A 21,210-nucleotide genomic window follows, 5' to 3' on the forward strand; every position below is an offset into this window, starting at 1 on the left:
CGATACCTCGGATTTCGATGCGGGGGCCAAGGGTATCGAGGGCGCCCTTGGCCGCCTGGTCGAGAAGTTCCAGATGGTTGAGCAGCGCCTCAAGTCCATCGGCACAGGCATGACGCTGGGCATCACGGTGCCGTTTGCCGCGATGGTCCGTGCAGTCGACAAGGGCGCCGGCTCTTTCGAGATGCAGATGAAGAAGGTCGAAGCTGCGCTCGCCGGCATCAGCGGCGATGAGCTCAAGCAGCTTTCCGGCCAGGCGCGAACCTTCGGGCCAGAAGTCGGCAAAGGCGCATCTGAAGCCGCGAGTGGTATCGAAATGCTGGCCCGCAACGGCCTCAACGCCGCTCAGATCATGGGAGGAGCCCTTAAATCCTCGCTCGAACTCGCCGCTGCTGGCGCTACCGAGTTGGCGCCGGCTGCTGACCTCGTCACCGACGTCATGGTCCAGTTCAAGCGCTCGACAGCTGACCTACCCGACGTGGTCGGCAATGTCGTCGGCGCCATGGATGCCTCGAAGTTCGGTTTCGCGGACTTCCAGCTAGCGCTGGCGCAGGGTGGCGGCGTTGCGGCCTCAGCGGGCGTGAGCTTCCTCGACTTTTCGACGGCGGTCGCGGCGACGAGTGCCCAGTTCAGCAGCGGTTCCGACGCGGGCACGTCGTTCAAGACGTATCTCCAGAGCCTGGTTGGCAACAGCAAGCAGGCAAAGCAAGCGATGCAAAAGCTGGGCATCTCTTTCTTCAATGCCAATGGACAGATGAAGCCACTTTCCGAGCAGTCTGAAATACTGCGCAAAGCTCTGGGCAACCTGACCGACGAGAGCAAGACAGAAGCGCTCAAAACGATCTTTGGATCCGACGCCTCGCGTACTGCTATCGGCCTCATGGAGCAGGGCGCTGAAGGCTTCAACAAGCTGCAGGAGGCTATCGCCGGTGGCGACGTCGAGGCCAAGATCGCGAAGCGGCTGGAAGGCTCGGAAGCGGCTGGCAAGCGCATCTCTGTTGCCTGGGAGAGTGTGAAGGTCGCGCTTGGCGTCGACACCGGGCTTCTCGATATCGTAACGGCCATCAAGAATGGCTTTGCGACGATGCTCGAAGCCATCGCCAAGGCGCCGCCCGTCTTCCTGAAGATCGGCGCAGCCTTCTCGGCCCTGGGCGCCGCGATTGGCCCGCTGCTATTCATCGTCGGTCATGTTGGCGCAGTTATCCTTGCCAACTTTGCAGCCTCCAAGTTCGGCTTGATCGGCCGTGCACTGGCCCTCGTTATCTCGCCCATCTCAACGCTTGTCGGGATGTTGGGCGAAGCCGGGCTGGTCCGGGCACTGACGTTGGCCGGATCGCGGTTCGTCGCTCTCCTTGGCCCAGTCGGCCTCGTCATCAGCGCCTTCCTGCTCTTCAAGGACGAGATCATCTTCGCCTTGGAGGCAGTCTGGAAGCGGCTCACCGAAACGCTGGGCCCGCCGATTGAGGCCCTGTTCGCGAAGCTGAGCGCGCTGTTTGAAAAGCTCACCGGTGGTCCGGTCGGATCTGCAATCGAAGGCCTGATGAGCCTGCTTGATGGTCTGGCCGATGTCGTAGGCACGCTGCTCGTGGGCGTAATCATGGAAGCCGGGGAAGTGATCGAGCGTGCGCTCTCCGCTGTTGTTGCGGCATTCTCTGGCGCGGTGGACATTATCAGCGGTGTCGTCGATGTAGTCAGCGCGCTTCTAAGTGGCGATTTCTCCGGCGCCTGGGAGGCCGCAGGCCGCGTCGTCGAAGCCGTTTTCGACACGATCATCAACATCATCGCCGCGTTTGTTCCCGAGATCTCGGCGCCGCTCCAGCAGGCCTGGACCGAGGCAAAGAAGTGGCTGGCCGATGGCTTTAAGGCTATCGTGGGCTGGTTCACCGGATGGGTGCAGTCCGGCGTGGAATTCGTAGCGAGTGCGTTCCCCAATGTCGTGACAGCCGCGAAGAGCGTCTACCAGGGCGTGAAGGGCTGGCTCGTCGACAAGTTTGGCGCGCTGATGCGCTGGATCGGCAATGCCGCGAAATGGATCGGCGACAAGTATGCGGCGCTAAAGAAGCGGCTGGGGCTCGGCGAGGCGTCCAACGACAATGGCCCCGAAGCCCCCCCGGAGCCGAAACCCGGCGAGCAACCTGCGCCAGCGCCGAAGACATCGGTGAACTTCGATGAGGAGGGCAGTGGCCGAAAGAAGAAAGGCCGTGACGCGGCTGCCGATGCACGCGAGCGCGAGCAGATGCGGAACAGCATTGAACTCGAGGCAGCACGTCTCCGCGGAGACAAAGAGGCTGAGAAGGCTATTCGAGCCCGCCTCGACCTTCTCGACCAGATCACGGCCTATCAACGCACTGGCCTCTCGTTGGAAGCGGCAACCGCCGCTGCGAAGCGTGATATGGCGGTACTGGAAGCCGCGCGACGCGAAGGGCTGGAAAAGGATCTCCTGCGGGATGAGGCCGCCCACCAAATCGACCTTGCCAGGATCACCGAGAATCGGACCTTAGAGGAAACGCTCGAGCGTCAGGAAGAGCTGAAAGATCGCATCCTGAGCTTCCAGCGGGACGGGCTGTCCCTTGAAGAAGCGACGGCTCGCGCGATGCGCCAGCAGCTTGAGATTGACGCCGCGCGCTCACAGATACGCGAACGCCTTCTGGCGGAGGACGAACAGGACCGGCAACTGGCCCTGGCGAAAATGCGCGGTGACAGCGAGGAGCGCATTCGCCAGCTGCAGCGCGAGATCGATATTCGCGACCGTCAGCGCGAGTTGGAACGCGATTTCCAGATGAGCCCGCAAGATGCGCAGGAACAAGCCTCGCGCGAGTGGGACGAGATGGAGAAGGCCCGTCAGGCCGGCGTCTTCCGCGACACGTTCAAGGACGGTGTCCGCGCCGCTATGGACGGCGACCTTAAGGGATGGATCAAGGACTGGTGGAAGGATCGCGTGGCAAAGGGGATGGAAGAGGCCCTGAACAGCCTCGCCGACCTGATCTCGAACTTATTCTCGAAAGTTGGTAGTGGTTCCGCATCCGGAGGGGGGGGCGGCCTCGTCGGCGCTATCGGCTCGCTCGTCGGGGGCATCTTCGGTTCGAAGAAGGCGCCTGGGTTCAAGACAGGCGGTTCATTCAAGGTTGCCGGCCGATCGGGCATCGACGCCAACCTGATCTCGTTTCGCGCCACCGCCGGTGAAATCGTGAATATCGAGCGGCCGGGCAATGACAATGGGCCGAACAGCGGAACTACGAACAATTTCTATGGCCCAGGTGCTGACGCCTTCTGGAGCGAAGTAACTGGCCGCGCAGCAGCCGTCGCATCGCCCATGGCAAGCAGAGCTGCTGTCGCGGGCAGCACCGGCGCCCAGGTCGCGCTTGCGCGTAAGGGAAGCAGAACGATCCCATGAGTGTTATCGCCCTTCCCTCATACCCTGGACCAACATCGGTCACCGCGCGGGTTATCGACTTCGGTGGTTTCCTCGAGGGCGCAGCCGGTGCTCAGACACAGCGCGCGAACCAGCTGGGCAACCGCTATGCCATCGCGGTCTCCCTCCCCCCTCTCGATAACGATCAGGAAGGGCGGGTCTGGCTGAACCGCCTCTTGAAAGGCCTGAGCCAGGGCGTTCTGATGCCCTACCCCCTGCTCGACTTCTACCCCGGCACGCCGAACCGCTCGGATGGTAGCCCGGTGGTAGTCGACGGGGCCGGTCAGGCAGGCAAGTTCCTGGTGATCCGCAACCTCACGCCCCACTATGCCTTCCGCGAAGGACAGCCTTTCAGCCTGGAGATCGAAGGCCAGCACTACCTCGACTTCATCGCGGAGAACGCCATTGCCGATGCGGCGGGTTCGGTCACGATCCAGCTGACGCAGATGCTGCGCAAGCCGCCGCCCGATGGCGCGGTGCTTCATATCGCAAAGCCCATGATCGAAGGCTTCGTGATGGGCGACCCGGTGTCCTGGGAGATCGCGCTCAACCGCTGCATCGGCCTGTCCTTCGAGATCCGCGAAAGCCGCTGACATGGCCTTTACCGGAAGGTTCCTGCACCTCGTGGCGCTGATGCTCATCGAGTTGCCGGGCCGCGACGTGCGGATGTCCGATGGCGGGTTCGTCTACTGGGACGGCGACCTATACGATTGCTTCGACGGCCTGTTCGGCACCATCGGCGGCGCCGAGAGCTTCGAGGAGAAGACCGGCGACGAGGCGCCCGGCGGCAAGCTGACGTTCCTGCCGCCCTCGGCATCGGCGGGCGCAGCGCTGGCAAACCCTGCCTTCCAGGGCGCGCGCATGCGCTTCTGGCTGGGCGAATACGATCCGATGACGGGGCACGTGGTCGGCACTCCCGACCTGACGGCAGATCTCTCGATCGACACGGCCACGGTCAAGGTGAACGGCACGCGGTCGGTCGACATCGAATTCGAGAGCGCGGCCAAGCGCCTCTTCATGGTCCTGCGCGGCAACGCGCTGAATGATCGCTTCCACCAGTCCTGTTATCCCGGAGAACTTGGCATGGCGAACGCGACGGGAATGCCCCGCTCCACCGCCTGGGGCGCGGCGACGCCCAACACATGAACGAGCTTGAGCGGCGCCGTGTCGCGCTAGAAGCCACGCTGGCCAAATACCGCCATCGTCCGCTGGATTACCGCACCGCCGATTGCGTCCGCATGATCCGGTTTCACTTACTGCAGATGGGACACAAGCCCCCTGTCCTACCCCGGTACCAGTCCTTCATCGGCGCGCGGCGCGCGGTGAAGGCCGTTGGCGGCATCGACACAGTGCTCGACACCTTCCTGCCGCGCATCCCCTACGCCCGTATGTGGCCCGGCGACATCGCCTTGGTCGAGGGCACCGACGACATGGACTGCGCGGTCCTGTGTCTGGGGCACAAGGTGTTCGGCTGGCACGAGGATGCCAACGAGCCGGTGAACATGGAGCTTCGAGCTATCAAGGCGGCCTGGAGGGTCTGATGGCAAAGGCGTTGGGGACGGTTGCCATGATCGCGGGCGTCGTCGCGCTGGCAGCAACGGGTGTCGGAGCTGTGGCAGGGACCGCTGCCATCTCGGCCAGCGTCTCCACGACAACGATCGCTACGGTGGCGTCAGGGGTCGCGGCGGCCGCATCGCTTGGCGCACAGGCGCTTGTGAAGAAGCCTGGCCTGCAGGGCTCCGTCAACGAAGTGACGATCGGCGCTAACATGGCGATCCCCTATGGGATGGGGCGCAGCTTTTACGCAGGCAGCCAGATCCATGATGTCGGCTACGGCGGCAAGGTCGGCAAGACGAAGAATCCGTACCTGACCAAGGTCTTCATCTGGAGCGGCGGCGGGCCGATCGACGGCATCGAGACGGTGCTGATGGACTGGCAGCCGGTCGGCTTTGTGGGCACCTCGGCGCTGGGCTACTACAACAGCTGGCTCTACGCTCGGCACCAGCTGGGCGCTCGACCGGAGCCCACCGCTCTGACCGGGCCTTGGGGGGCGATCCCGGACTGGAGCGCGGCCCACAAACTATCGGGCATGGCAGCCACGATGTTTGGCTTCCGCTTCGACCGCGACAACAAGGTCTGGGCCAATGGCATCCCGGCTTTCGGCGTAATTGGCCGGTGGGCCCGGGTTTACGATCCGCGCGAGGACGACACATTCCCAGGCGGCGCCGGTGCGCATCGCTTTGACGACGAGGACACCTACACCTTCGACCGCAACGTTGCCCTGAATGCGATCACCTACGCGCGCGGGCGATACGCGATCGATCCGGAGACAGGCGAGCAGACGATCCGCGTCAACGGTTGCGGCTTCCCCTATGACAGCTTCGACTGGCCCCAATGGGTGGCCTTCGCCAACACCTGCGAGGCGAACGGCTGGAACTGCGACGGGCATGTTTTCGACGGGCCGGGTATCAGCCTGTGGGACAACCTGAAGCGCATCTGCGCGGCGGGCGCGGCGGTACCCGTCATCTCCGGGGGCCTGCTCTCGGTCCGGTTCCAATCACCCAAGGTCGCGCTCGACACGATTGCCGTGGAGGACTTCGCAGCCGGAGAGCGGGTGGCGCCGGGCATGCGGACCTTCCAGGCCCGCGTGAACACGATGGTGCCCAAGTACCGCTCCGAGGCGAACAAGTGGGAATACGTCCAGTCGGAGGCGATCCGTTTTCAGGAATACGTCGATCTTGATCGCGGAGAGGAGAAGGAAGAAGAGTTCCTCTGCGAGCTGGTGACCGGCAAAGACCAGGCCGCCCAGCTGACGGCCTACGAGCTCTTCAACCGCCGGGAGCTGTCCGGCATCTCCTACCCGCTCAAAACGCGCCTCTGGTACGCGCGGCTCGGCGAAGCTTATCAGCTGACCGATCCGGAGACCGGTCTCGACCACCTATGCGTGGTGGCGGCGATCAGCAAGGACATCGCGACGGCCACTGTCACGCTGACATTCGAGAGCGAGACGACGGCCAAACACGCCTTGGCGCTCGCCATGACCGGCACCGCGCCACCGCCGCCAACCCTTGTCCCGCCCGGCGAGGCCGATGGAGATGCGTGGCCCGGTGGCGAAAGCTTCGACAGCAGCGTCGTCAAGTTCGACGCGACCACCTTTACCTTCGACGAGGGCTAAATGGCACAGCAAGAGATCAACCTGGGAGCTTCGGCAAACGACGGCACCGGCGATGATTTGCGCGCAGCAGGCGCCAAGATCAACGCCAATGATGCCGAGCTGTACGCGGCTATAGCGGGCCTCGAGAGCGAGGTCGGTGGCAGGCAGCCCTCCAGCGCCAATCTCGACGCGATCGCAGGTGCCACGCCCATCGCCGACGGCGACCACATTGTGGGCAGCGTCACAATCACCACCGTTGGCGGCATCATCACCGCCATCTCCGGCACCTAAACCAGGGCTCCGAGCGGTCAGCGAAAAAAGGTCTGGCTCCAAATTCCCGCCGAATAGGAAACCAACATGGCGACGTCTTTCGATATGTGGTTGCGGCAATTGGCCGTAGCCAAGAAAGGACCTGTGTCCTTTTTAGGGGCAACGCGAGGCCGGGAATTCTCGGTGACGGTCAGCCTTCCGGGCGACTGGACGGGGGCGACCATGCGGGCCGAAGCGCGTCTATATCCCGATGCCGCCGGCGATCCGATTGCGACGTTTGCTGTCGTGGGCCCGATTCTCGACGGCGATCTCTCGACCTGGACGCTTTCGCTCGCCGCGGGATCCGGTGCGGATTCGACCGGGGCATTTCCGAGTGATGCCGATCTCGATGGTGTTGAGCGCTTCGCCGTCGATGTCCTCCTCACGCCTTCCGGGGGCTCTGAAGAGATTCTTTTCGGAGGGGTTCTGCCTCTGCTCGGGAGCGTAACGCAGTGACCGACATCAACGTATCGTTCGGTGGCCAGACGATCCTGGTCAGCTATGGCGAGAACACCGCGCTCGCGCGCAACTTCGCCACCGCCGCCCAGAACTCGTCGGAAGATGCTCAGGAGGCGGCTGGACAGGCACAAGCGGCCGCGCTCAACGTCAAGGAAGGCATGGCCTTTGCTGCTTCGGCCAGCCAGACTGCGGCGACAGGCTACTTCTACTCCAACGCAGCGCCCAGCGTCCTCACCGCCGGAGCCAACTTCCGCTATAAACTGCTTGCCGTCTCCCCGGGGGACTTCGTTCGCTATTCGACATGGATCAGCGGCATTCAGGCCAACGCCGTCCAGTTCATGGACGATGACGAGAACATCGTTGGTGATGTGATCGGCGTCGGGGCAACCGGTAATGACGTCGCCTACAGTGGCATTGCGATAGCGCCCGCAGGCGCCACACAGGTTGTCGTCAACGGTCGCAATGGCAAGGCCTGTGTTCTCGAGAGCCTGGCATCGGGAAACCTTGGCGACAGCCTCGCCTTCACCGATGGCAGCGTCGAAGCTCTGCGCGAATGGTTCACGCCTGATGTCACGCTGATCCCGGGCTACTACAGTAACTCAGGTGGGACGAGCGGCGGCACCCTGGTGTCGAGTTCGTCGTACGCCGGCATTCGCTTCCCAGTTCGCCCTGGTATGGTTGTGCGGATCAGCGGCGTTGCCCGTGCAACGGCGACCAGCCTTATCACTCTGTTTGATCGCGACGGAGCCTATCTTCGTTCGGACAGCGCGACTGCCGGCACCGGTGCCAGCGTAGTCTTCACCGACTACGAGTTCACCGTTCCGGCCTTCTGCTACGAGCTGGCGATCATCAGCTACATCTCGGCCGGTACGGCCTCAGCGGAGGTCTTCGACATGTCGCCTTCGATTCCGAGCGACGTACAAACGGCACTGGCAGCCATCAAGGGGTGGGAAGAAGCTGCAGCAACGCTTGATGCGGGGAACTACTACAACTCGACGGGCGGCTATGCGACCAGTTCGCTGCTCGGCAACAAGGTGTTCCAGATCCCGGCGAGCGCCACGCACTTTCGCTGTGTGACCACCACGCGCGGCGCTGTGTGCCCCATGGCGGTGGCCTTCGCAGAGGATCCGAATTTCGGAGCAGGATCTGCCAGCTTCATCGCGCCTGCGATCAACGTCAACGGGACGGCGAATGAAGTCGAGTGGACGCGGAGCAACTCCAAAACCGCGATCCCGGCTGGAGCCGCCTACATCGCGATTGTCGGGCTCAGCGCCGATACGATCGAACTCGACTTCCTCGTGCCTAACGAGATGCTTGGAGAGGACATGTCGCAGGCCAAGCAGGACATCGTCAGCCTTCAGGAGAACGGAAGCAGCCGCCTTGCGGGCAAGGTGGTTCTGTGGTCCGGCACGTCGATACCTGCCGGTTCTGGCGCGAACAACTATCCCGACAAGATTGCGGCCCAGAGCGGCTGTACGATGCACAACCAGGCGCTGGGCCAGTCGCCGTATCGTGGCGGTGTCTCGTCGAACGTCGATGGCGCGATCATCGTGGGCTCGATCAGCGGCACGACTCTGACCGTGGATGAACTCCAGACCGGCATGATCGAAGTCGGCATGGACGTCTACGGCCCGAACATCGGCACACCTACGACGATCATCGCAGGCAGCGGTTCGTCCTGGACCGTGGCGGACAGCCAGACCTCGGCCTCCGAGGAAATATTCCTCGGCGACGATCCCTGGGGCCTGACCGGGCTCGACTGGGAGCGTACGGTCAAGTCGCTCACCCATTCGGCCTGGTTCAAGACCAACGAGCTGGTCGCAAAGTGGGAAACGAAATACCGGGACCTACTCAGCGAAGCCAGCGCGGGCAGCAAGCCTGCCACGCTCAGTGCCAGCGACATTGCGACCATCGAGGGCGCGGCCTACGAAAACCTGCTTCTGCCCTACATCGACGGCACCATGGCGAGTGCCGATCTTCTCGTGATCGACTGGGGCTACAACGACAGCGCGCAAGGTGGCCACGCGGCGGAGCTGATCGCAGAGCCGACGACGAGCGCCTTTGACCGCACAACGGCGATCGGTGCCCTGCGCTGGTTGATCCGGGAGGTCTGGAAGGCGAACGATGCCCTGCGCATCGCGCTCAACGGCCACTACACCGACCAGTATCGCCCTTACATCGTCCAGCTTCAGCAGGCGATGGCCGACGAATACCTCTTCCCGTTGCACGCGCTCTGGGAGAAGACGGGCTGGTCGCAGATCACCATGCAGACCAATGGCTATTGGAATGAAGGCACCGGGCTGTGGGTCGCTTCCGGAGGGCCTTTGCAGACCATCACCCGGCGCGAACGTTTCCTGCTCGACGGCCTTCACCCGCACAAGGATCTCAGCGGCTACGCTACCGACTTGATCGCAAACCTTGTTGTGTCCTGGCTCAGCGAGGTGGCGGGGCTATGAGCGTGGCTACCCGTCCCTCTGCCATCCCGGGCCAGTTGCCGTGATCTACTTGCGCTGGCCCGATCACTTTCCCGTTCGCGCGACCGAATGGTTGCTGGCCTCGATGAAGACGAGCTGGGGGCTGATCCTCCTGATGCACGTGGGCGCCTTCAACAACCAGTTCATGAGCGCGATGCGCCAGATCGGCAACGAAAGCGCCTGGGGCTGGATCGCTTTCATCGCCGGGGCCGCGCATCTCACCTCGCTCTACGTGAACGGTACCCGCCGGCGCAGCCCCCACCTGCGCGCCTTCTGTTCGGGCGTCGGGACGCTGTTCTGGTTTCAGGTCTGCCTCGGGATATTCGCGACCGGCCTGCCGAATACGGGCTGGGCGATCTACCCGTGGCTGTTCGTTTTCAGCACCCGAAACATGCTGGTCGCGATCCGGGATGCGCGGCGATCTGATGAGAATTTCAAAGCGGGGACAACGATCTGTGGCAAGCGGAAGTGAAGTGCCTGAGGTCGCCAATTGGGTTTCGAGTATCGCAGTGGGAATCGGCCTCGCGATCGCGGCGGCCGTTCAATACCTGCGCAAGCCCAAGCCGGACCCAAGCAAGGATGTTGCCGTCGTCTCGGCCACGCTGGTCGGAGACAAGCCGCTCATCAACCGGCTCATCGCGGCGCTCGAGGCGAACACCGAGGCGACCACTCAGAACAACTCGCTTCTCCAGGCCGATGCACAGCAGCGCCTCATCGAGGAGCGCGCGGAAGAGATCTACCAGGCGCGCCGGCGGCGCGAGGAGGACTGAACCATGAGCTACGCAATTCGCAATGGCACCTTGGAATTGAACGGGGCAGCCGTGCACCAGGTGCCCAGCCCGAACGTCTCGGGAGCCTACCGCGTCAAGCCGACCAAGTTGGTGATGCACTACACCGCCGGCGGATCGGGATCTGGTTCCGCGGCATGGCTGGCCAATCCGAACGCCGGGGCCTCGGCGCACTTCGTGATCTGCCGCGATGGAACCGTGATTCAGTGTGTGAGCGTCGATCGGCGCGCCTGGCATGCGGGCAAGTCGCAGTGGGGTGAGCTCACCAACCTCAACAGCTACTCGATCGGGATCGAACTGGCGAACTGGGGACCGCTGCGCAACGACGGCACCACGGCGGCAGGCAAGGCGGTCGACTACATCGAGGCGGCGCACAAGAACGGCGGCCCGGTGCGCAAGTGGGAGGTCTACCCGGCTGCGCAGATCGCCGCGGCCGAGGCGGTGGCCCGTGCCATCGCGGCCTATCACCCCATCGACGAAATCGTGGGGCACGACGACATTGCTCCCGCGCGTAAGCTGGACCCGGGTCCGGCTTTCGACATGGCCGCGTTCCGCAAGGCGGTGCTCGGTCAGGTCGGCGGCGACAGCGCGCCGGAGCGCGGCACGGTGACGGCTTCGAGCCTCAACGTGCGCAGCGGGCCTAGCACGACATATCCGGTCGTCGGCGGGCTTTCGCGCGGGCAGAGCGTGCCGATCCTGGAGCGCCGCCGCGAGTGGATCTCGATCGCGCCCGGGCGATGGGTCTTCGGAGAGTATGTGCGGTGAGGCTTCCGTCCTTTGACAGCGAAGGCGGGCGGAAGGCGTGGGCTTTCCTCGCGATCTGGGGCGGCGCGATCACGTTCACCGCGATCATCGTCGCCAGCATGTACCAGCTCCGTAACCAGCCCGGTTTCATCTTCTGGCTCGCGATCTGCGCGGAGATCCAGGTGCTGGTAGGAATGACCGCGCTTGGCTGGGCGCTCGGCCGGCGCGTGAAGATCGATGTGGATCGGCACGGTATCGAGTTGAGCGACCAGGCGACCGGCAGGCCTGGCGATCCGGTTCACGTCGAAATGGAAGGACCACAGCCATGAGCCCCGCACTTGCTATCCCCGCCGCATTCAAGGGCGCAGCAGCATGGCTCAAAGCCCTTCCCGAGTGGGCCTGGTATGCGATCGGAATAGTCCTGATCGTGGCCGCCTTCTTTACCTGGAACCACTTCGACAACCAGGCCGCGATCGAGAACTACGAACGCCAGATCGAGGCCAGGGCCAACGACGCGCGCGAACGCTCGGCCGAGGACCGGGCCCAGGACGCGGTGACCAACCTGATTGCCGAACAGGAGCGCGAAGCCGCCATTGCGAAAGCCGAAGCGAGCGAGGCGGCCAAGGAGCCCGAAAAACGCGCAGGGCTATCGCCTCAGGAAATTGCACTGAACTGCGCCCGGCTCAAGCAGGTCAAGTTGACCGATAGCCCCGCCTACAAGGAACTTTGCCGATGAAACGAACTGTCATGTTTTGCTTGACGGTTGCCTTGGCGGCGGCCCTCTCCGCCTGCGCCCACGATCCTGTCAGCACGCCCGCGCGCGCCGACATCGAGGCGCTGGTCGAGCCCAAGCCCACGCCCGGGCCTGAGATCCTGACCGACCCGAACGCATCAGCGCGGCACAATGCAGCGATCGAGGGATGGGGTGACAGGATACATGCGGCAGGCGCTCGCCTATGCCGCTTCTTCGACGCCCAAGGCGCAGACCTCAACTGTCCAGCGTGAAGCCAGGGCGGGCTCTTGACCTCTGGCTGCTCGCCCCCGGTTGGTTGGACGCGGGCGTCGTTACAGAGGCGTACGGCGTCCGCGTCCGGCCCCTCACCTGATCATCGTGAGAGCCATCACGAGAGCTGCGCATGCCGAGAAAACCGAAGTGACCGCTGCGACGAGGCTCACCGTCAGGGAGACGCGCGCAATCCGTGCCGAATGCTCCATTCGGATTAGCTCATCACGTCGCAGCCCGGCAACCATCTCTGCGTCTTTTTTGCGCAGCCAAGCCTTCCGATATGGCAATTCCCGTCGGGGGTAGTCCCCCTCGACCAGTCGCTCGCGGACAGTCTCCGGCCCATCCAGTTCGCAAAGCATATCGTAATGCCATTGAGGGTCTTCAGTCACGATCTACAGTCGGCTCCCCTAATCACACGCGCCCAAAGTTAGGACGCGAGGTTCCTGTCGTCCGTTCGCCACTTTCCTTTGCGTAGCCGCCGGATCGGGGTGCCACAATGCTTGCAGCTGCCAATGAACTGCATGCCATCCCAAACTACCTTATGGCGGACTGGGCTGTGTCGCCCAAAAATGCAGGCAATGCTGGGGATGAGGGGCAACGGAATAACCTTACTTGAGAATTGTTCTCAACTTCTTATCTCACGCCAAATTAAAATTCTGCAATCCCTTTTCGCGCTCACAGCAATGAGCGAAGCTTTAAAATACGATTGACTGTGCAGAGCCATTGAAAGGTTGGTTTTCTCCTTTTGCTGGGCGCTGTGCGGTGCAAAAAAATACCAGCGCCCACAGGAGGTCGCAGGCAGTAAAAAGGTCGCTGACAAATCATCAAAAGCCCTGCGAGTCGCGTTTGGAGTGTGCGCACATCGCAAGAGTGCTAGCGCCCCTGATCTTTCCCCATAATGACACGACAGGCCGCCTCAACACATGCAGTCTGAATTTCGCTTCGCCGTTTAAAGTTGGCGGGCCTTTCGACACAGCAGCGGCCCTGACTGCACGGAAAACCTCAGAGGGGAGGCGCGTCTACGGATCGCTTTATCTCGCGGAAAGTAAAGATCGCAGCGACTTAGTTAGAACCGCCATATCGGGCATCAGTTCCAGTGCCATTGAATGTTTGCGACAGGCCGAGTGCCGCGCTGAACTGCGCGGGTGAGACACGCACGAGCGCAGGAGAGCCCCGGCAGCTAAAGCCACCGGGGCTCTTTTGTTGCCGGACGCGCTTGACCACGTTCCTTCGCACCTGGGCCCGATTTGGCGCTTCGGCTCCCAATTACCACGCCCGGCTAATTCTCACGCAGCTCCATGCGCCTCCTGGCACACAGGACAAATCCACCTGTTCGGTCGCTCAGCGCCGCGCAGACGGGTCCACCCCGCGTTCCGGGCCTTTTTCTCCACGGCGTAGATCGCTTCTCGGCTGGTCCGGGCTTCATGCCTCATTGGCGGAACCCGGGCCTGCGCGTCGGACAGGCAGCGTTTTTTCTTCAGCGGATTGCCACAGTGCGCGTCGCAGCGGATTTCGACTTCATAACCCATCAGGCCTGCACCTCCGGTCGCCTGAAAGCCTCGCGGAGCTTTTGTCCAGCAAGGGCCATGCTCTCGACCGCATGGCTCAGATCCATTGCTGCGCGCCGGAAGCCTGCGGCGTTGCGGTGCCCTCCCCCGCCCATGCTCTTGGCGACCACGCCAACGTCGATTCGATCGTCCCGGCTGCGCAGTGACCAGGTCACCGCCGTGGCGCCGCTCACGGCCATCGCAGCGAACGGTGCGTCCGGATGCTGGTCGAGCAGGTAATGCCCTACCGACGAGACGAGCGAATACGGACACTCGACCGCGATAACGTTCTCGACGCCAGCAACGGTCCGGCGGTGGGCCCGCTCGGCAATCTCCTTCACGAGCCGATCACGCCAGCGCAGGATGGCCCGGCCGCGCTCGATCGGCAGGTCGTGCCGGTCCAGCTCCCCGTCCAACGCCTCCATGCGCGCGATGGTCATGTCGCCCGCCTAAATCTCGACGTGCAGCGCCTCGGCATCATCCCCGGTGCCCGGCTGGAAACGCCAGAGGTCGTATCGCTCAGCCAGCTCGACGAGGCGGCCCGGCTCGGTGCCCATGGCGAAATCCCACGCCATGCGCGCTCCGCTCCGGTCCATGTCGAAGAGACCGACTATAGGAGGGCAGCATGCCATCTCGAGCTGCCGCAGCGCGAAGTCGACGTTGCCCGCCTTGATCTGCAGCGGCCAGCCTTCCTCGTCCAAGGTGAAGGCAAGCAAATCTGCCATCGCAGTCTTGTGGTGATCAAGGATCACAATCGAGCGCGCGCCTGCCTCTGCCATTCCCTCGAGCACGTCGGCCGGGAACGAGAAGTCGACCATCAGGACGTTCTTGCTGGCCAGATCCGCAGGCGGCGCAAAGCCGTAGTTGCAGGCGATGTACTCGGGCTCATCGCCCCACCGGCGCCAGCACGCCCAGGCCGCGACGATGCCGTCGGCGCACTTGTCGTGATAGATGACGATGTTGGGTTTCCAGGTCTGGTCAGTCATTGGGGGCCTCTTTGTGCTTGGCGAGGGCGGCTCTGGCTTCATCAATATAGGCGTCCACCTCGCGCGGCGCGTAGCGAACCCCTTGGAACTCGTCCGGAACGCCGATGTAGAAATTGTGCGGCGGGCAACTATAATCTCGGAGCCAGCGGTAACGCCCTGCATCCTCCACCAACCCCGCGACCTTCTCCTCGGCTGTCAGCTGGGCCTGACGATAGACCTTCACGAGGCCCTCTTGCCGTTCGACCTCCGCTTCCAGGCGCAAGCGGTCGCTCGAGATCTGGGCTGCCGCTTGGCGAAGAAGCTCATAGGCGATGTCGCCCAGTTCGCCCTCCAACGGCTTGCTGCAGGCAAGATCAGCGATGGCGCCAATCCGCTCGATGAGCGCCTCGCGTCGCTTGTCTTGGTCGATGGCGAGATGCTCGACCTCTACAGCGGCTGCGGCGCGCGCAAACGGGCTGTGCCCGGTTATGCAGATCGGCGGATGCGTGTGCCCCCAGCAGTTAAACCAGAACACTCCGCCGTTCGCCACGACATCAGCCAACTCATCGGGCGTGAACTTCCACTTGCTGATGACGTTGGGATTGCCGTCAAGATCGCGATAGCGGTGGACCTGCAGATCATAGACTGTGCCCGCCGCTGCGTCCTCGGGCGTCGGTGCACGGAGGGTTAAATTGGATTCTGGGACATGGATGCCGGTAGCCATCAGCCACTCCTCCCGATGTAGACGTTGTGGATCGGCCCGAAGGGGCTCTGGAGAGTCGAGTGATGCGCCCGTCCCTGCTCGCGCCAATCGCTATACCAGTCCCAGAACCAGCGCAGCCGAGGCGAGATCACGCACAGGTTCCCATCGAGCGGATCGCCCGTGCGCGAGCTGACGCGTGACGGACCGAAGCGGTCGCTATCCTCGAACAGCACGCTGTGCTTCCCACTGGGCGAATGAGCCCGGTAATAGCCGTCGTGGAAGGTGCAGATGTGAGAGAAGTCGCGGCTCATGCGCGCCCTCCCCACAGCCGCATATAAGCAACGGTGAGCCAGGCGAACGAAGCGCACGCGGCGTCGAAAATCGCCACCGCCGAACGCCGGTTTCGTTCCGCAATTTCTTGGTAAGTTATTGATTCATGCTTGTGGAAAATCGGAACTTTCCGCAGCGAGCCGGGCTCGGGAGGCCAACCTAAAACGGTTTTTGGTACCGCCATGCGCAGGTTCGAATCCTGCCGCCCCAGCCATTCTCGATTCTCACCACCTCTCAAGCCGTCCAGGGACGGCTCTCCGAAATGGCGAAATTCCGCCATTTACCCAGGCCTTCGCGTCCCTCTACGTCCCGGGAGGGGGCCTTGCAGCTCGGCCCCTAGTTGGTCAATTTGTTGGTACAAAATCACCCATTTCCAACACCGGAACGCGTCTCAGGATTCGAACCTGTGACTTCGGCGGGAGTTGCCAACAATGCTCACCAACATTGCCATCAAGGCTTTCAAGCCGAAGGACAAAACCTACAAGCGCTCCGATGCGGCAGGGCTCTACATCGCGGTCAATCCCACCGGCTCGAAAATCTGGTATCTAGCCTACCGTTTCGGCGACAAGCAGAAGACGATCTCGGCCGGTCCCTATCCGAAGGTTTCGCTTCTGGCCGCCCGAGCCTGGCGCGACGAGATGAAGAAGCTACTGGAGTTGGGCCTCGATCCATCGGAGGAACGTTGCCACGAGCCGCGTGAAGCCAGGATCAGGGCGCGCGGTGACGTGACGAACACTTTTGAACATGTCGCGCGCGAGTGACTGGAAACACGTTCCCTCGCCTGGAGGCCGCGTTATGCCGATCTCGTCACCGGGCGGCTCGAAAGCGACATCTTCCCCGTCATTGGAAAATGCAACATCGCGCACATTCGCCCGCGTGAAATCCTTGAGGCGATCCGCCGGATCGAGGACCGGGGCGCTGTGGAAATCGCCCACAGGCTAAAGAACCATTGCAGCGAAATCTTTCGCTACGCGATACCCGACGGACGCTGTGAAAGCGATCCATGCCGCGACATCGGCCCCGCCTTGCGAAAGCCTCCGCCAACACGTCACCGCCCGAAGGTTTCGGCGCGCGACCTGCCCGCCTTCTATGCCCGGCTCAACGGTGATGATGGTGCCAGACTGAGCCACCTGGCCCTTCGCTGGACGATCCTGACGATGGTGCGCACGCAAGAGACCCGATTCGCCCAATGGGCTGAATTCGAGGATCTCGATGGACCCGAGCCGCTATGGCGTATCGGTGCCGATCGCATGAAAATGCGCAGCGAGCACCTCATCCCCCTGCCCCGGCAGGCTATCCCGCTGCTGGAAGAAATCCACGAGCTAAACATCTTTCGAAAGGCGGGAAATCCCCGGCATGGCCGCTTCCTGTTCCCGGTCGCAGGGACGCGCAGCATGGTGATCAGCGAGAACCGCATGCTCGACATCATGTACAGGATTGCCCTGCCCGGCAAAGCGACGGTCCACGGTTTTCGGGCCTTGCCAGCACCGTTCTCAACGAGAGCGGGCGCTTTCAGCCCGACTGGATTGAAATGCAGCTCGCCCATCAGCCGCGCGGGGTGCGCGCAGCCTACAACGCCGCGCAATATCTCACCCACCGCCGTCAGATGATGCAGTGGTGGGCCGACTATCTCGACAAGGCCGAAGCACGAGGAATGTCTGAACGCGGGAACGTAACCAGCCCTTTTGGCTCGACCGCGCTCGAGACATTCCCCCCGCTCAGGACGCGCAGACGAGCCTAATCTCGCAGGTCGCCTCAAGCATCGTCGTGGGGAGAATTCGCAAAGCCGAAGGGGTCGCGCATCCACGCCTCGATCTCGGATTCACGCCAGGCCGAGCAACGCGCATAGATCTTGACCTGAGCCGGGAAGGCGCCGGCCTGGATCCTCCTGTAAAGCGTTGCTCGCGCGAGCCCGGTGCGTTCCATCACCGCGTGAAGACGCAGGAAACGTTCGGGCTTGGGCGCGGGCGCCGGGCAAAGCTCTTCGTCCTCGATCGGCTCTGGTTCGAATATGCGCCTCTTGGCCATCATTTTGACTTCTGCCCTTGGCGAAAGGCGCGGTCGGCATCGAGATAACCGGCAAGCATGGCGGGGATGAGTTCGGCAAGCTCGATCGGTTTGCCATAAGCCTGCGCATAGGCTTTCGCGTAGTCTTCCAAGTCGCGATGAAGATCGGGAAGGATGCGGATCACAATCTTGACTGGCGTCGTTTCGGGAAGCTTGGCGAGGCGTATTGCGCTCATTGCGCGTTCTCCTTTATCCAGGGTCCAAGAACAAGGTCCTGGCGCACGAGCAGGCGAACCGGCGCGCCGGGCCGCACTTCGATCGTCGGGGCGACGTCGAGATTGCGCCGGGTAATGCTGTCGCCAGCCCGACTGACACTGCCTTGCGTGCCTTGCCGGATCGCATCGACAAGATCGCTGTCGCCGCTCAGGCTCAATTCGGTTCCAACGCTCAGCAGCGTGGCAATCGCAGCCCCCTTCAACAGCCGGCCGGTATGCGCGTTCAGCTTGTCTTCGAGCCCGGCGAAACCCTGCGGGTCGCTCGCTGGCATGTTATCAAGGCGCAGAGAACGCCCATCAGGCAAGACCAGACGCTGCCAGACCAGCAGGACCCGACTTTGCCCATAGGACACTTGCGAATCGTAGTTGCCAATGAGGCGCGATCCTTGTGGGATGAGCAGGACCCGGCCCGTGATGCTGTCGAAGACATTGCGGGTGACCTGAGCAATCACCATGCCGGGAAGGTCCGAATTTATGCCAATCACAAGGCTGGCCGCAATGACGCTGCCCGCCATGAGAACACGCGACGAGGCCGCAGGCTCGAGGACCTGGGCATTGCGGCTACTTCGCGTCTCGAGCTGGCGCGCAAAGCCTTCCTTGCCGGATGCGACGGCAGGTTCGCTTCCCGGCATCTTCAGCCCCGCGGCTTCATCGGCATGCTGGACATCGGAGGCTGGCACCTCACGAGGGGACGAAGGCGCAGTATTCCGGTTATCGATGAGAACCGCGACATTGGCGGGATCATAGGGACTGGATGTGGCGTTGACGAAGGTATCGGCTCCGGCAAGGACGTCTTCGAGTAGGCTGGCATCGGGCGAATAGGTCAGTTGTGCGGCGTAGGCGAAATTCGTCAGCGCCTGCGCCGTCAGCGTGATCGGCGTGACCACGCGGTTGGTGTAGTGTGTTTCGAAATAGCTCAGTTCCAGCCCGAAACCTGGAAGCGCTTGCGGACGGATGTCGACACCGGCCGACCAGCTCTCGGCGCGTTCGGGCTTGAGACCCGCATTGCCCCCCGAAACGAGCAGTGCCGTGGCGTCCGGCGCATAGCCCTCACCCCCGAACCGGGATATCGGATTGAGGTTCGCAGCCTGAACGCCGTACAAATCGTAAAAGCTTGGCGCACGAAACGAACGCCCCCCATGATGCCTTCAGCGCGATCCATTCGAGAGGGGTGTAGATCGCCCCGAGCTTCGGCGTGGTTATGCCACCCTGCCCGTCCGCAGATGGAATTCTCGCGATCATCAGCCGATCCCCGACTGCGAGGCGAGGCGAGGCGAACCGGCCGCATCAGGAAGCGGGCTGAAAGTATCTCAAGCGAGGATCTCACGCCTCGACATCGAATTTCGATGTAAATTCAGTCTATCGGATCGTTCTATCGGATCGTTGATCGAGCGCAAGATGAGGCCTGTTCTATTTCTGCGACTGAACCAGCTCATAAGACGCCGTAGCCGAAACAGGGTAGCCCTCCCGATGAACGCGTAGGTCCTTGGCATGTTCACGCCACGCCAGCTTGCTAGACCTCCTCGCTCAGCAAGCATTCAGTCCGTTCGAACAACGCCCTAACTTAGACTGTTCGTTCGCGCTGCCGTCCCGACACCGGGATCAGTAGCAAGGCTGAGCTGTTTCATACTGCGCGGCCCTGCAATCCACACGGCGCAAGGGAAGCAGATAACCGATATCAAAATGGCAAGTCCGCGCGAGGCCAATCGCGCTTTCACTCACCGCTTGGCGTACCGCGATATGCTGTCGACGGGGAAATCACAGACCTCTGCAAGCACAATCGAACCCGTCACCTTGGCGGTTCTGATCACGCTACACCAAGGCCCTAATGGCGGTTGGTCCCACGGAGACACTCATGCGCGTTCCGACATGGACCTCCCGCCCCCACCATTGCCAACCTCTCACGGATGTCCGGTTGGCCAACGACCTGCTGGTCCGGATACTCAAGCGAGCAGAGATATCGTCTGCCCCGGACGATCTTTCAATCCTGCAGTTCGCGTTCCCGCCCGCAAGCTGAGACGGTCAATCGCGTCCAGCTTTGGCGCGCGATCGAGATGCGACTGTGCCGAACCGCCGGCAAGACAAGTGTGATCTGATATCGTCGCGCATTCTCGCTTTGGCAGAGCATACCTCCTCCATGCGCCTCGACGGCCTTGCGAAGTAAGGTCAAACCTCCGCTCAGAACCGCAGCGTTTATACATATGCCAAGCGCCACGTCCTCTTCGCTATCCCAAGCATCAATCGAGACGTCCTCCCCCCACCCCGGCTCATTCGCCAAGGAAGCGAGCACCCCGAAAAAGGCATGCTCAAGTTCCCGTTTGCCGACGAGAACGAAGGGAAGCTCGGGAGAGACACCAAGATCGATCGCCTCGAAACCGTGATATCCCTCGCGTTCAAGGCGCGCAAGAACGCTAGCCACCAGCCGGCGCGGACTAACAGGCGTACACGCAGCGGATGCCCCCGGGCTGCGGATCGGCGCCATCTCAACATCCTTGAGCTCAAGGACTTGCCCAAGGGTCGAACGGATCGACTTGAATATTCGAGTGAGCGTCCGGCAAGTCCAAGCCGTGCCGCCAGCGGGAGCGACTGAACGCATGAGCCCCTTGTGCCGACAAGCCTTCGGATCCAAGATTTGCAAGAAGGAAACCATATGAGCAAGATCAGCCAACAATGCTCAAATGGCTTGAACAAAACCGGGATTAACGCGGCGCGGGCGCTCGATTCGCGCAAGAAACGACCATACTCCCTCAAATGAGGGGCTTTTCACTGCATTCTTTTGACGTACGGTCTCGCGCGAAGGGGACGTTCACATGGAGGAAGGGCAGGTCTACAGCGACAGAATCGGGCACTACTTCGGCTTGGCGAACGACACCCCCGTCACGCGCTCGACGCTTTTCGATTGCGCTATTTCAGCTAGTGGATTGATTCCAACGTTTGGTGCCCGCGCCTGACAGCGGCGATGATGTCGTGGGGGTCGGCTTTCCAGACGAAGGGACGCGGATCCTCGTTGTGCTCTTTGATGAAGCGGTTGATGGCTGCC

At 62.4% G+C, this 21,210-nt stretch carries 25 protein-coding genes and 2 pseudogenes; 16 read left to right on the forward strand and 11 right to left on the reverse strand.

The genetic code is table 11. The features are described 5' to 3' along the window. Positions 1–73 precede the first annotated feature (73 nt). From FMM79_RS03415 to FMM79_RS03480, 14 genes are all read left to right on the forward strand, one after another. Complete coding sequence (locus FMM79_RS03415; protein WP_240338947.1) at positions 74–3,391, forward strand: phage tail tape measure protein; 3,318 nt, start codon at positions 74–76, stop codon at positions 3,389–3,391. Next, entirely contained in the window at positions 3,388–4,002 is a 615-nt protein-coding gene (locus FMM79_RS03420) for a hypothetical protein (RefSeq protein WP_148626120.1), read from the forward strand. The genes FMM79_RS03415 and FMM79_RS03420 overlap by 4 nt, the downstream gene beginning before the upstream one ends. A 1-nt stretch (position 4,003) precedes the next feature. Beyond that, positions 4,004–4,555: a hypothetical protein gene (locus FMM79_RS03425; RefSeq protein ID WP_148626121.1), complete on the forward strand. Its 552-nt coding sequence runs from the start codon at positions 4,004–4,006 to the stop codon at positions 4,553–4,555. Next, positions 4,552–4,950 carry a hypothetical protein gene (locus FMM79_RS03430; RefSeq protein WP_148626123.1) on the forward strand — a complete coding sequence of 133 codons (399 nt, stop codon included), beginning with the start codon at positions 4,552–4,554 and terminating at the stop codon, positions 4,948–4,950. Before FMM79_RS03425 ends, FMM79_RS03430 begins: the two co-directional genes overlap by 4 nt. Next, the gene (locus tag FMM79_RS03435) at positions 4,950–6,584 is read left to right on the forward strand and encodes a hypothetical protein (protein ID WP_148626125.1); all 1,635 of its coding nucleotides are present in this window, start codon (positions 4,950–4,952) and stop codon (positions 6,582–6,584) included. The genes FMM79_RS03430 and FMM79_RS03435 overlap by 1 nt, the downstream gene beginning before the upstream one ends. Beyond that, complete coding sequence (locus tag FMM79_RS03440) at positions 6,585–6,854, forward strand: hypothetical protein (protein ID WP_148626127.1); 270 nt, start codon at positions 6,585–6,587, stop codon at positions 6,852–6,854. It begins immediately after the preceding gene. A gap of 162 nt (positions 6,855–7,016) precedes the next feature. Next, positions 7,017–7,328, forward strand: coding sequence for a hypothetical protein (locus FMM79_RS03445; RefSeq protein WP_148626129.1), 312 nt, complete (start codon positions 7,017–7,019; stop codon positions 7,326–7,328). Beyond that, positions 7,325–9,787: a hypothetical protein gene (locus FMM79_RS03450; protein ID WP_148626131.1), complete on the forward strand. Its 2,463-nt coding sequence runs from the start codon at positions 7,325–7,327 to the stop codon at positions 9,785–9,787. The genes FMM79_RS03445 and FMM79_RS03450 overlap by 4 nt, the downstream gene beginning before the upstream one ends. A gap of 40 nt (positions 9,788–9,827) precedes the next feature. Beyond that, a complete protein-coding gene (locus FMM79_RS03455; protein WP_148626133.1) occupies positions 9,828–10,277 on the forward strand; it encodes a hypothetical protein in 450 nt (149 codons plus the stop codon). Between the two features lie 37 nt (positions 10,278–10,314). After that, positions 10,315–10,575, forward strand: a complete 261-nt coding sequence (locus FMM79_RS03460; protein ID WP_148626135.1) for a hypothetical protein — start codon at positions 10,315–10,317, stop codon at positions 10,573–10,575. 3 nt (positions 10,576–10,578) lie between these two features. Beyond that, positions 10,579–11,358, forward strand: a complete 780-nt coding sequence (locus tag FMM79_RS03465; RefSeq protein WP_162528430.1) for an N-acetylmuramoyl-L-alanine amidase — start codon at positions 10,579–10,581, stop codon at positions 11,356–11,358. Continuing rightward, positions 11,355–11,666, forward strand: coding sequence for a hypothetical protein (locus FMM79_RS03470; RefSeq protein WP_148626136.1), 312 nt, complete (start codon positions 11,355–11,357; stop codon positions 11,664–11,666). The genes FMM79_RS03465 and FMM79_RS03470 overlap by 4 nt, the downstream gene beginning before the upstream one ends. Next, the gene (locus FMM79_RS03475) at positions 11,663–12,073 is read left to right on the forward strand and encodes a hypothetical protein (RefSeq protein ID WP_148626138.1); all 411 of its coding nucleotides are present in this window, start codon (positions 11,663–11,665) and stop codon (positions 12,071–12,073) included. The genes FMM79_RS03470 and FMM79_RS03475 overlap by 4 nt, the downstream gene beginning before the upstream one ends. Next, positions 12,070–12,342 carry a hypothetical protein gene (locus FMM79_RS03480; RefSeq protein ID WP_148626140.1) on the forward strand — a complete coding sequence of 91 codons (273 nt, stop codon included), beginning with the start codon at positions 12,070–12,072 and terminating at the stop codon, positions 12,340–12,342. The genes FMM79_RS03475 and FMM79_RS03480 overlap by 4 nt, the downstream gene beginning before the upstream one ends. Before the next feature lie 1,529 nt (positions 12,343–13,871). Here the strand turns inward: FMM79_RS03480 and FMM79_RS21755 are convergent. The 5 genes from FMM79_RS21755 to FMM79_RS03505 are packed head-to-tail and all read right to left on the reverse strand — an operon-like array spanning position 13,872 to position 16,168. Further along, entirely contained in the window at positions 13,872–14,330 is a 459-nt protein-coding gene (locus FMM79_RS21755; protein WP_148626142.1) for a DHH family phosphoesterase, read from the reverse strand. A 9-nt stretch (positions 14,331–14,339) separates the two neighbouring features. After that, a complete protein-coding gene (locus tag FMM79_RS21760) occupies positions 14,340–14,876 on the reverse strand; it encodes a hypothetical protein (protein ID WP_148626144.1) in 537 nt (178 codons plus the stop codon). Then, complete coding sequence (locus FMM79_RS21765) at positions 14,869–15,579, reverse strand: hypothetical protein (RefSeq protein WP_240338948.1); 711 nt, start codon at positions 15,577–15,579, stop codon at positions 14,869–14,871. The genes FMM79_RS21760 and FMM79_RS21765 overlap by 8 nt, the downstream gene beginning before the upstream one ends. After that, positions 15,579–15,869 carry a hypothetical protein gene (locus FMM79_RS03500; protein WP_148626146.1) on the reverse strand — a complete coding sequence of 97 codons (291 nt, stop codon included), beginning with the start codon at positions 15,867–15,869 and terminating at the stop codon, positions 15,579–15,581. Before FMM79_RS03500 ends, FMM79_RS21765 begins: the two co-directional genes overlap by 1 nt. Further along, positions 15,866–16,168: a hypothetical protein gene (locus tag FMM79_RS03505; protein ID WP_148626148.1), complete on the reverse strand. Its 303-nt coding sequence runs from the start codon at positions 16,166–16,168 to the stop codon at positions 15,866–15,868. Before FMM79_RS03505 ends, FMM79_RS03500 begins: the two co-directional genes overlap by 4 nt. Positions 16,169–16,319: 151 nt before the next feature. On the opposite strand from FMM79_RS03505, the gene FMM79_RS03510 reads away from it, so the two are divergent. Further along, positions 16,320–16,649: an Arm DNA-binding domain-containing protein gene (locus FMM79_RS03510; RefSeq protein WP_148626150.1), complete on the forward strand. Its 330-nt coding sequence runs from the start codon at positions 16,320–16,322 to the stop codon at positions 16,647–16,649. After that, positions 16,650–17,498, forward strand: coding sequence for a tyrosine-type recombinase/integrase (locus tag FMM79_RS03515; protein WP_371710736.1), 849 nt, complete (start codon positions 16,650–16,652; stop codon positions 17,496–17,498). A gap of 145 nt (positions 17,499–17,643) precedes the next feature. On the opposite strand, the gene FMM79_RS21770 is transcribed toward FMM79_RS03515, so the two are convergent. The 6 genes and pseudogenes from FMM79_RS21770 to FMM79_RS03540 form a co-directional block, all read right to left on the reverse strand. Further along, the gene (locus tag FMM79_RS21770) at positions 17,644–17,919 is read right to left on the reverse strand and encodes a helix-turn-helix transcriptional regulator (protein WP_371710725.1); all 276 of its coding nucleotides are present in this window, start codon (positions 17,917–17,919) and stop codon (positions 17,644–17,646) included. Beyond that, complete coding sequence (locus FMM79_RS03525) at positions 17,916–18,131, reverse strand: DUF2274 domain-containing protein (RefSeq protein ID WP_039394798.1); 216 nt, start codon at positions 18,129–18,131, stop codon at positions 17,916–17,918. Before FMM79_RS03525 ends, FMM79_RS21770 begins: the two co-directional genes overlap by 4 nt. Beyond that, a complete protein-coding gene (locus tag FMM79_RS22185) occupies positions 18,128–18,802 on the reverse strand; it encodes a TrbI/VirB10 family protein (RefSeq protein ID WP_371710738.1) in 675 nt (224 codons plus the stop codon). The genes FMM79_RS03525 and FMM79_RS22185 overlap by 4 nt, the downstream gene beginning before the upstream one ends. Before the next feature lie 234 nt (positions 18,803–19,036). After that, positions 19,037–19,294: pseudogene (locus tag FMM79_RS22190) on the reverse strand (TonB-dependent receptor); the annotation flags it as partial. Between the two features lie 857 nt (positions 19,295–20,151). After that, the gene (locus tag FMM79_RS03535; protein ID WP_148626154.1) at positions 20,152–20,652 is read right to left on the reverse strand and encodes a hypothetical protein; all 501 of its coding nucleotides are present in this window, start codon (positions 20,650–20,652) and stop codon (positions 20,152–20,154) included. Between the two features lie 431 nt (positions 20,653–21,083). Beyond that, positions 21,084–21,210 (reverse strand): annotated as a pseudogene (locus FMM79_RS03540) (IS630 family transposase); the annotation flags it as partial.

The sequence above is a fragment of the Novosphingobium sp. BW1 genome (genome assembly GCF_008107685.1).
Taxonomy (GTDB): domain Bacteria; phylum Pseudomonadota; class Alphaproteobacteria; order Sphingomonadales; family Sphingomonadaceae; genus Novosphingobium.

Coding starts and splice junctions, on each gene's coding strand:
- FMM79_RS03415 (WP_240338947.1), top strand. CDS start 74: ATGGTTGAGCAGCGCCTCAAGTCCATCGGCACAGGCATGACGCTGGGC.
- FMM79_RS03420 (WP_148626120.1), top strand. CDS start 3,388: ATGAGTGTTATCGCCCTTCCCTCATACCCTGGACCAACATCGGTCACC.
- FMM79_RS03425 (WP_148626121.1), top strand. CDS start 4,004: ATGGCCTTTACCGGAAGGTTCCTGCACCTCGTGGCGCTGATGCTCATC.
- FMM79_RS03430 (WP_148626123.1), top strand. CDS start 4,552: ATGAACGAGCTTGAGCGGCGCCGTGTCGCGCTAGAAGCCACGCTGGCC.
- FMM79_RS03435 (WP_148626125.1), top strand. CDS start 4,950: ATGGCAAAGGCGTTGGGGACGGTTGCCATGATCGCGGGCGTCGTCGCG.
- FMM79_RS03440 (WP_148626127.1), top strand. CDS start 6,585: ATGGCACAGCAAGAGATCAACCTGGGAGCTTCGGCAAACGACGGCACC.
- FMM79_RS03465 (WP_162528430.1), top strand. CDS start 10,579: ATGAGCTACGCAATTCGCAATGGCACCTTGGAATTGAACGGGGCAGCC.
- FMM79_RS03475 (WP_148626138.1), top strand. CDS start 11,663: ATGAGCCCCGCACTTGCTATCCCCGCCGCATTCAAGGGCGCAGCAGCA.
- FMM79_RS03480 (WP_148626140.1), top strand. CDS start 12,070: ATGAAACGAACTGTCATGTTTTGCTTGACGGTTGCCTTGGCGGCGGCC.
- FMM79_RS21755 (WP_148626142.1), bottom strand. CDS start 14,330: ATGACCATCGCGCGCATGGAGGCGTTGGACGGGGAGCTGGACCGGCAC.
- FMM79_RS21760 (WP_148626144.1), bottom strand. CDS start 14,876: ATGACTGACCAGACCTGGAAACCCAACATCGTCATCTATCACGACAAG.
- FMM79_RS21765 (WP_240338948.1), bottom strand. CDS start 15,579: ATGGCTACCGGCATCCATGTCCCAGAATCCAATTTAACCCTCCGTGCA.
- FMM79_RS03500 (WP_148626146.1), bottom strand. CDS start 15,869: ATGAGCCGCGACTTCTCTCACATCTGCACCTTCCACGACGGCTATTAC.
- FMM79_RS03505 (WP_148626148.1), bottom strand. CDS start 16,168: ATGGCGGAATTTCGCCATTTCGGAGAGCCGTCCCTGGACGGCTTGAGA.
- FMM79_RS03510 (WP_148626150.1), top strand. CDS start 16,320: ATGCTCACCAACATTGCCATCAAGGCTTTCAAGCCGAAGGACAAAACC.
- FMM79_RS21770 (WP_371710725.1), bottom strand. CDS start 17,919: ATGATGGCCAAGAGGCGCATATTCGAACCAGAGCCGATCGAGGACGAA.
- FMM79_RS03525 (WP_039394798.1), bottom strand. CDS start 18,131: ATGAGCGCAATACGCCTCGCCAAGCTTCCCGAAACGACGCCAGTCAAG.
- FMM79_RS22185 (WP_371710738.1), bottom strand. CDS start 18,802: ATGCCGGGAAGCGAACCTGCCGTCGCATCCGGCAAGGAAGGCTTTGCG.
- FMM79_RS03535 (WP_148626154.1), bottom strand. CDS start 20,652: ATGGCGCCGATCCGCAGCCCGGGGGCATCCGCTGCGTGTACGCCTGTT.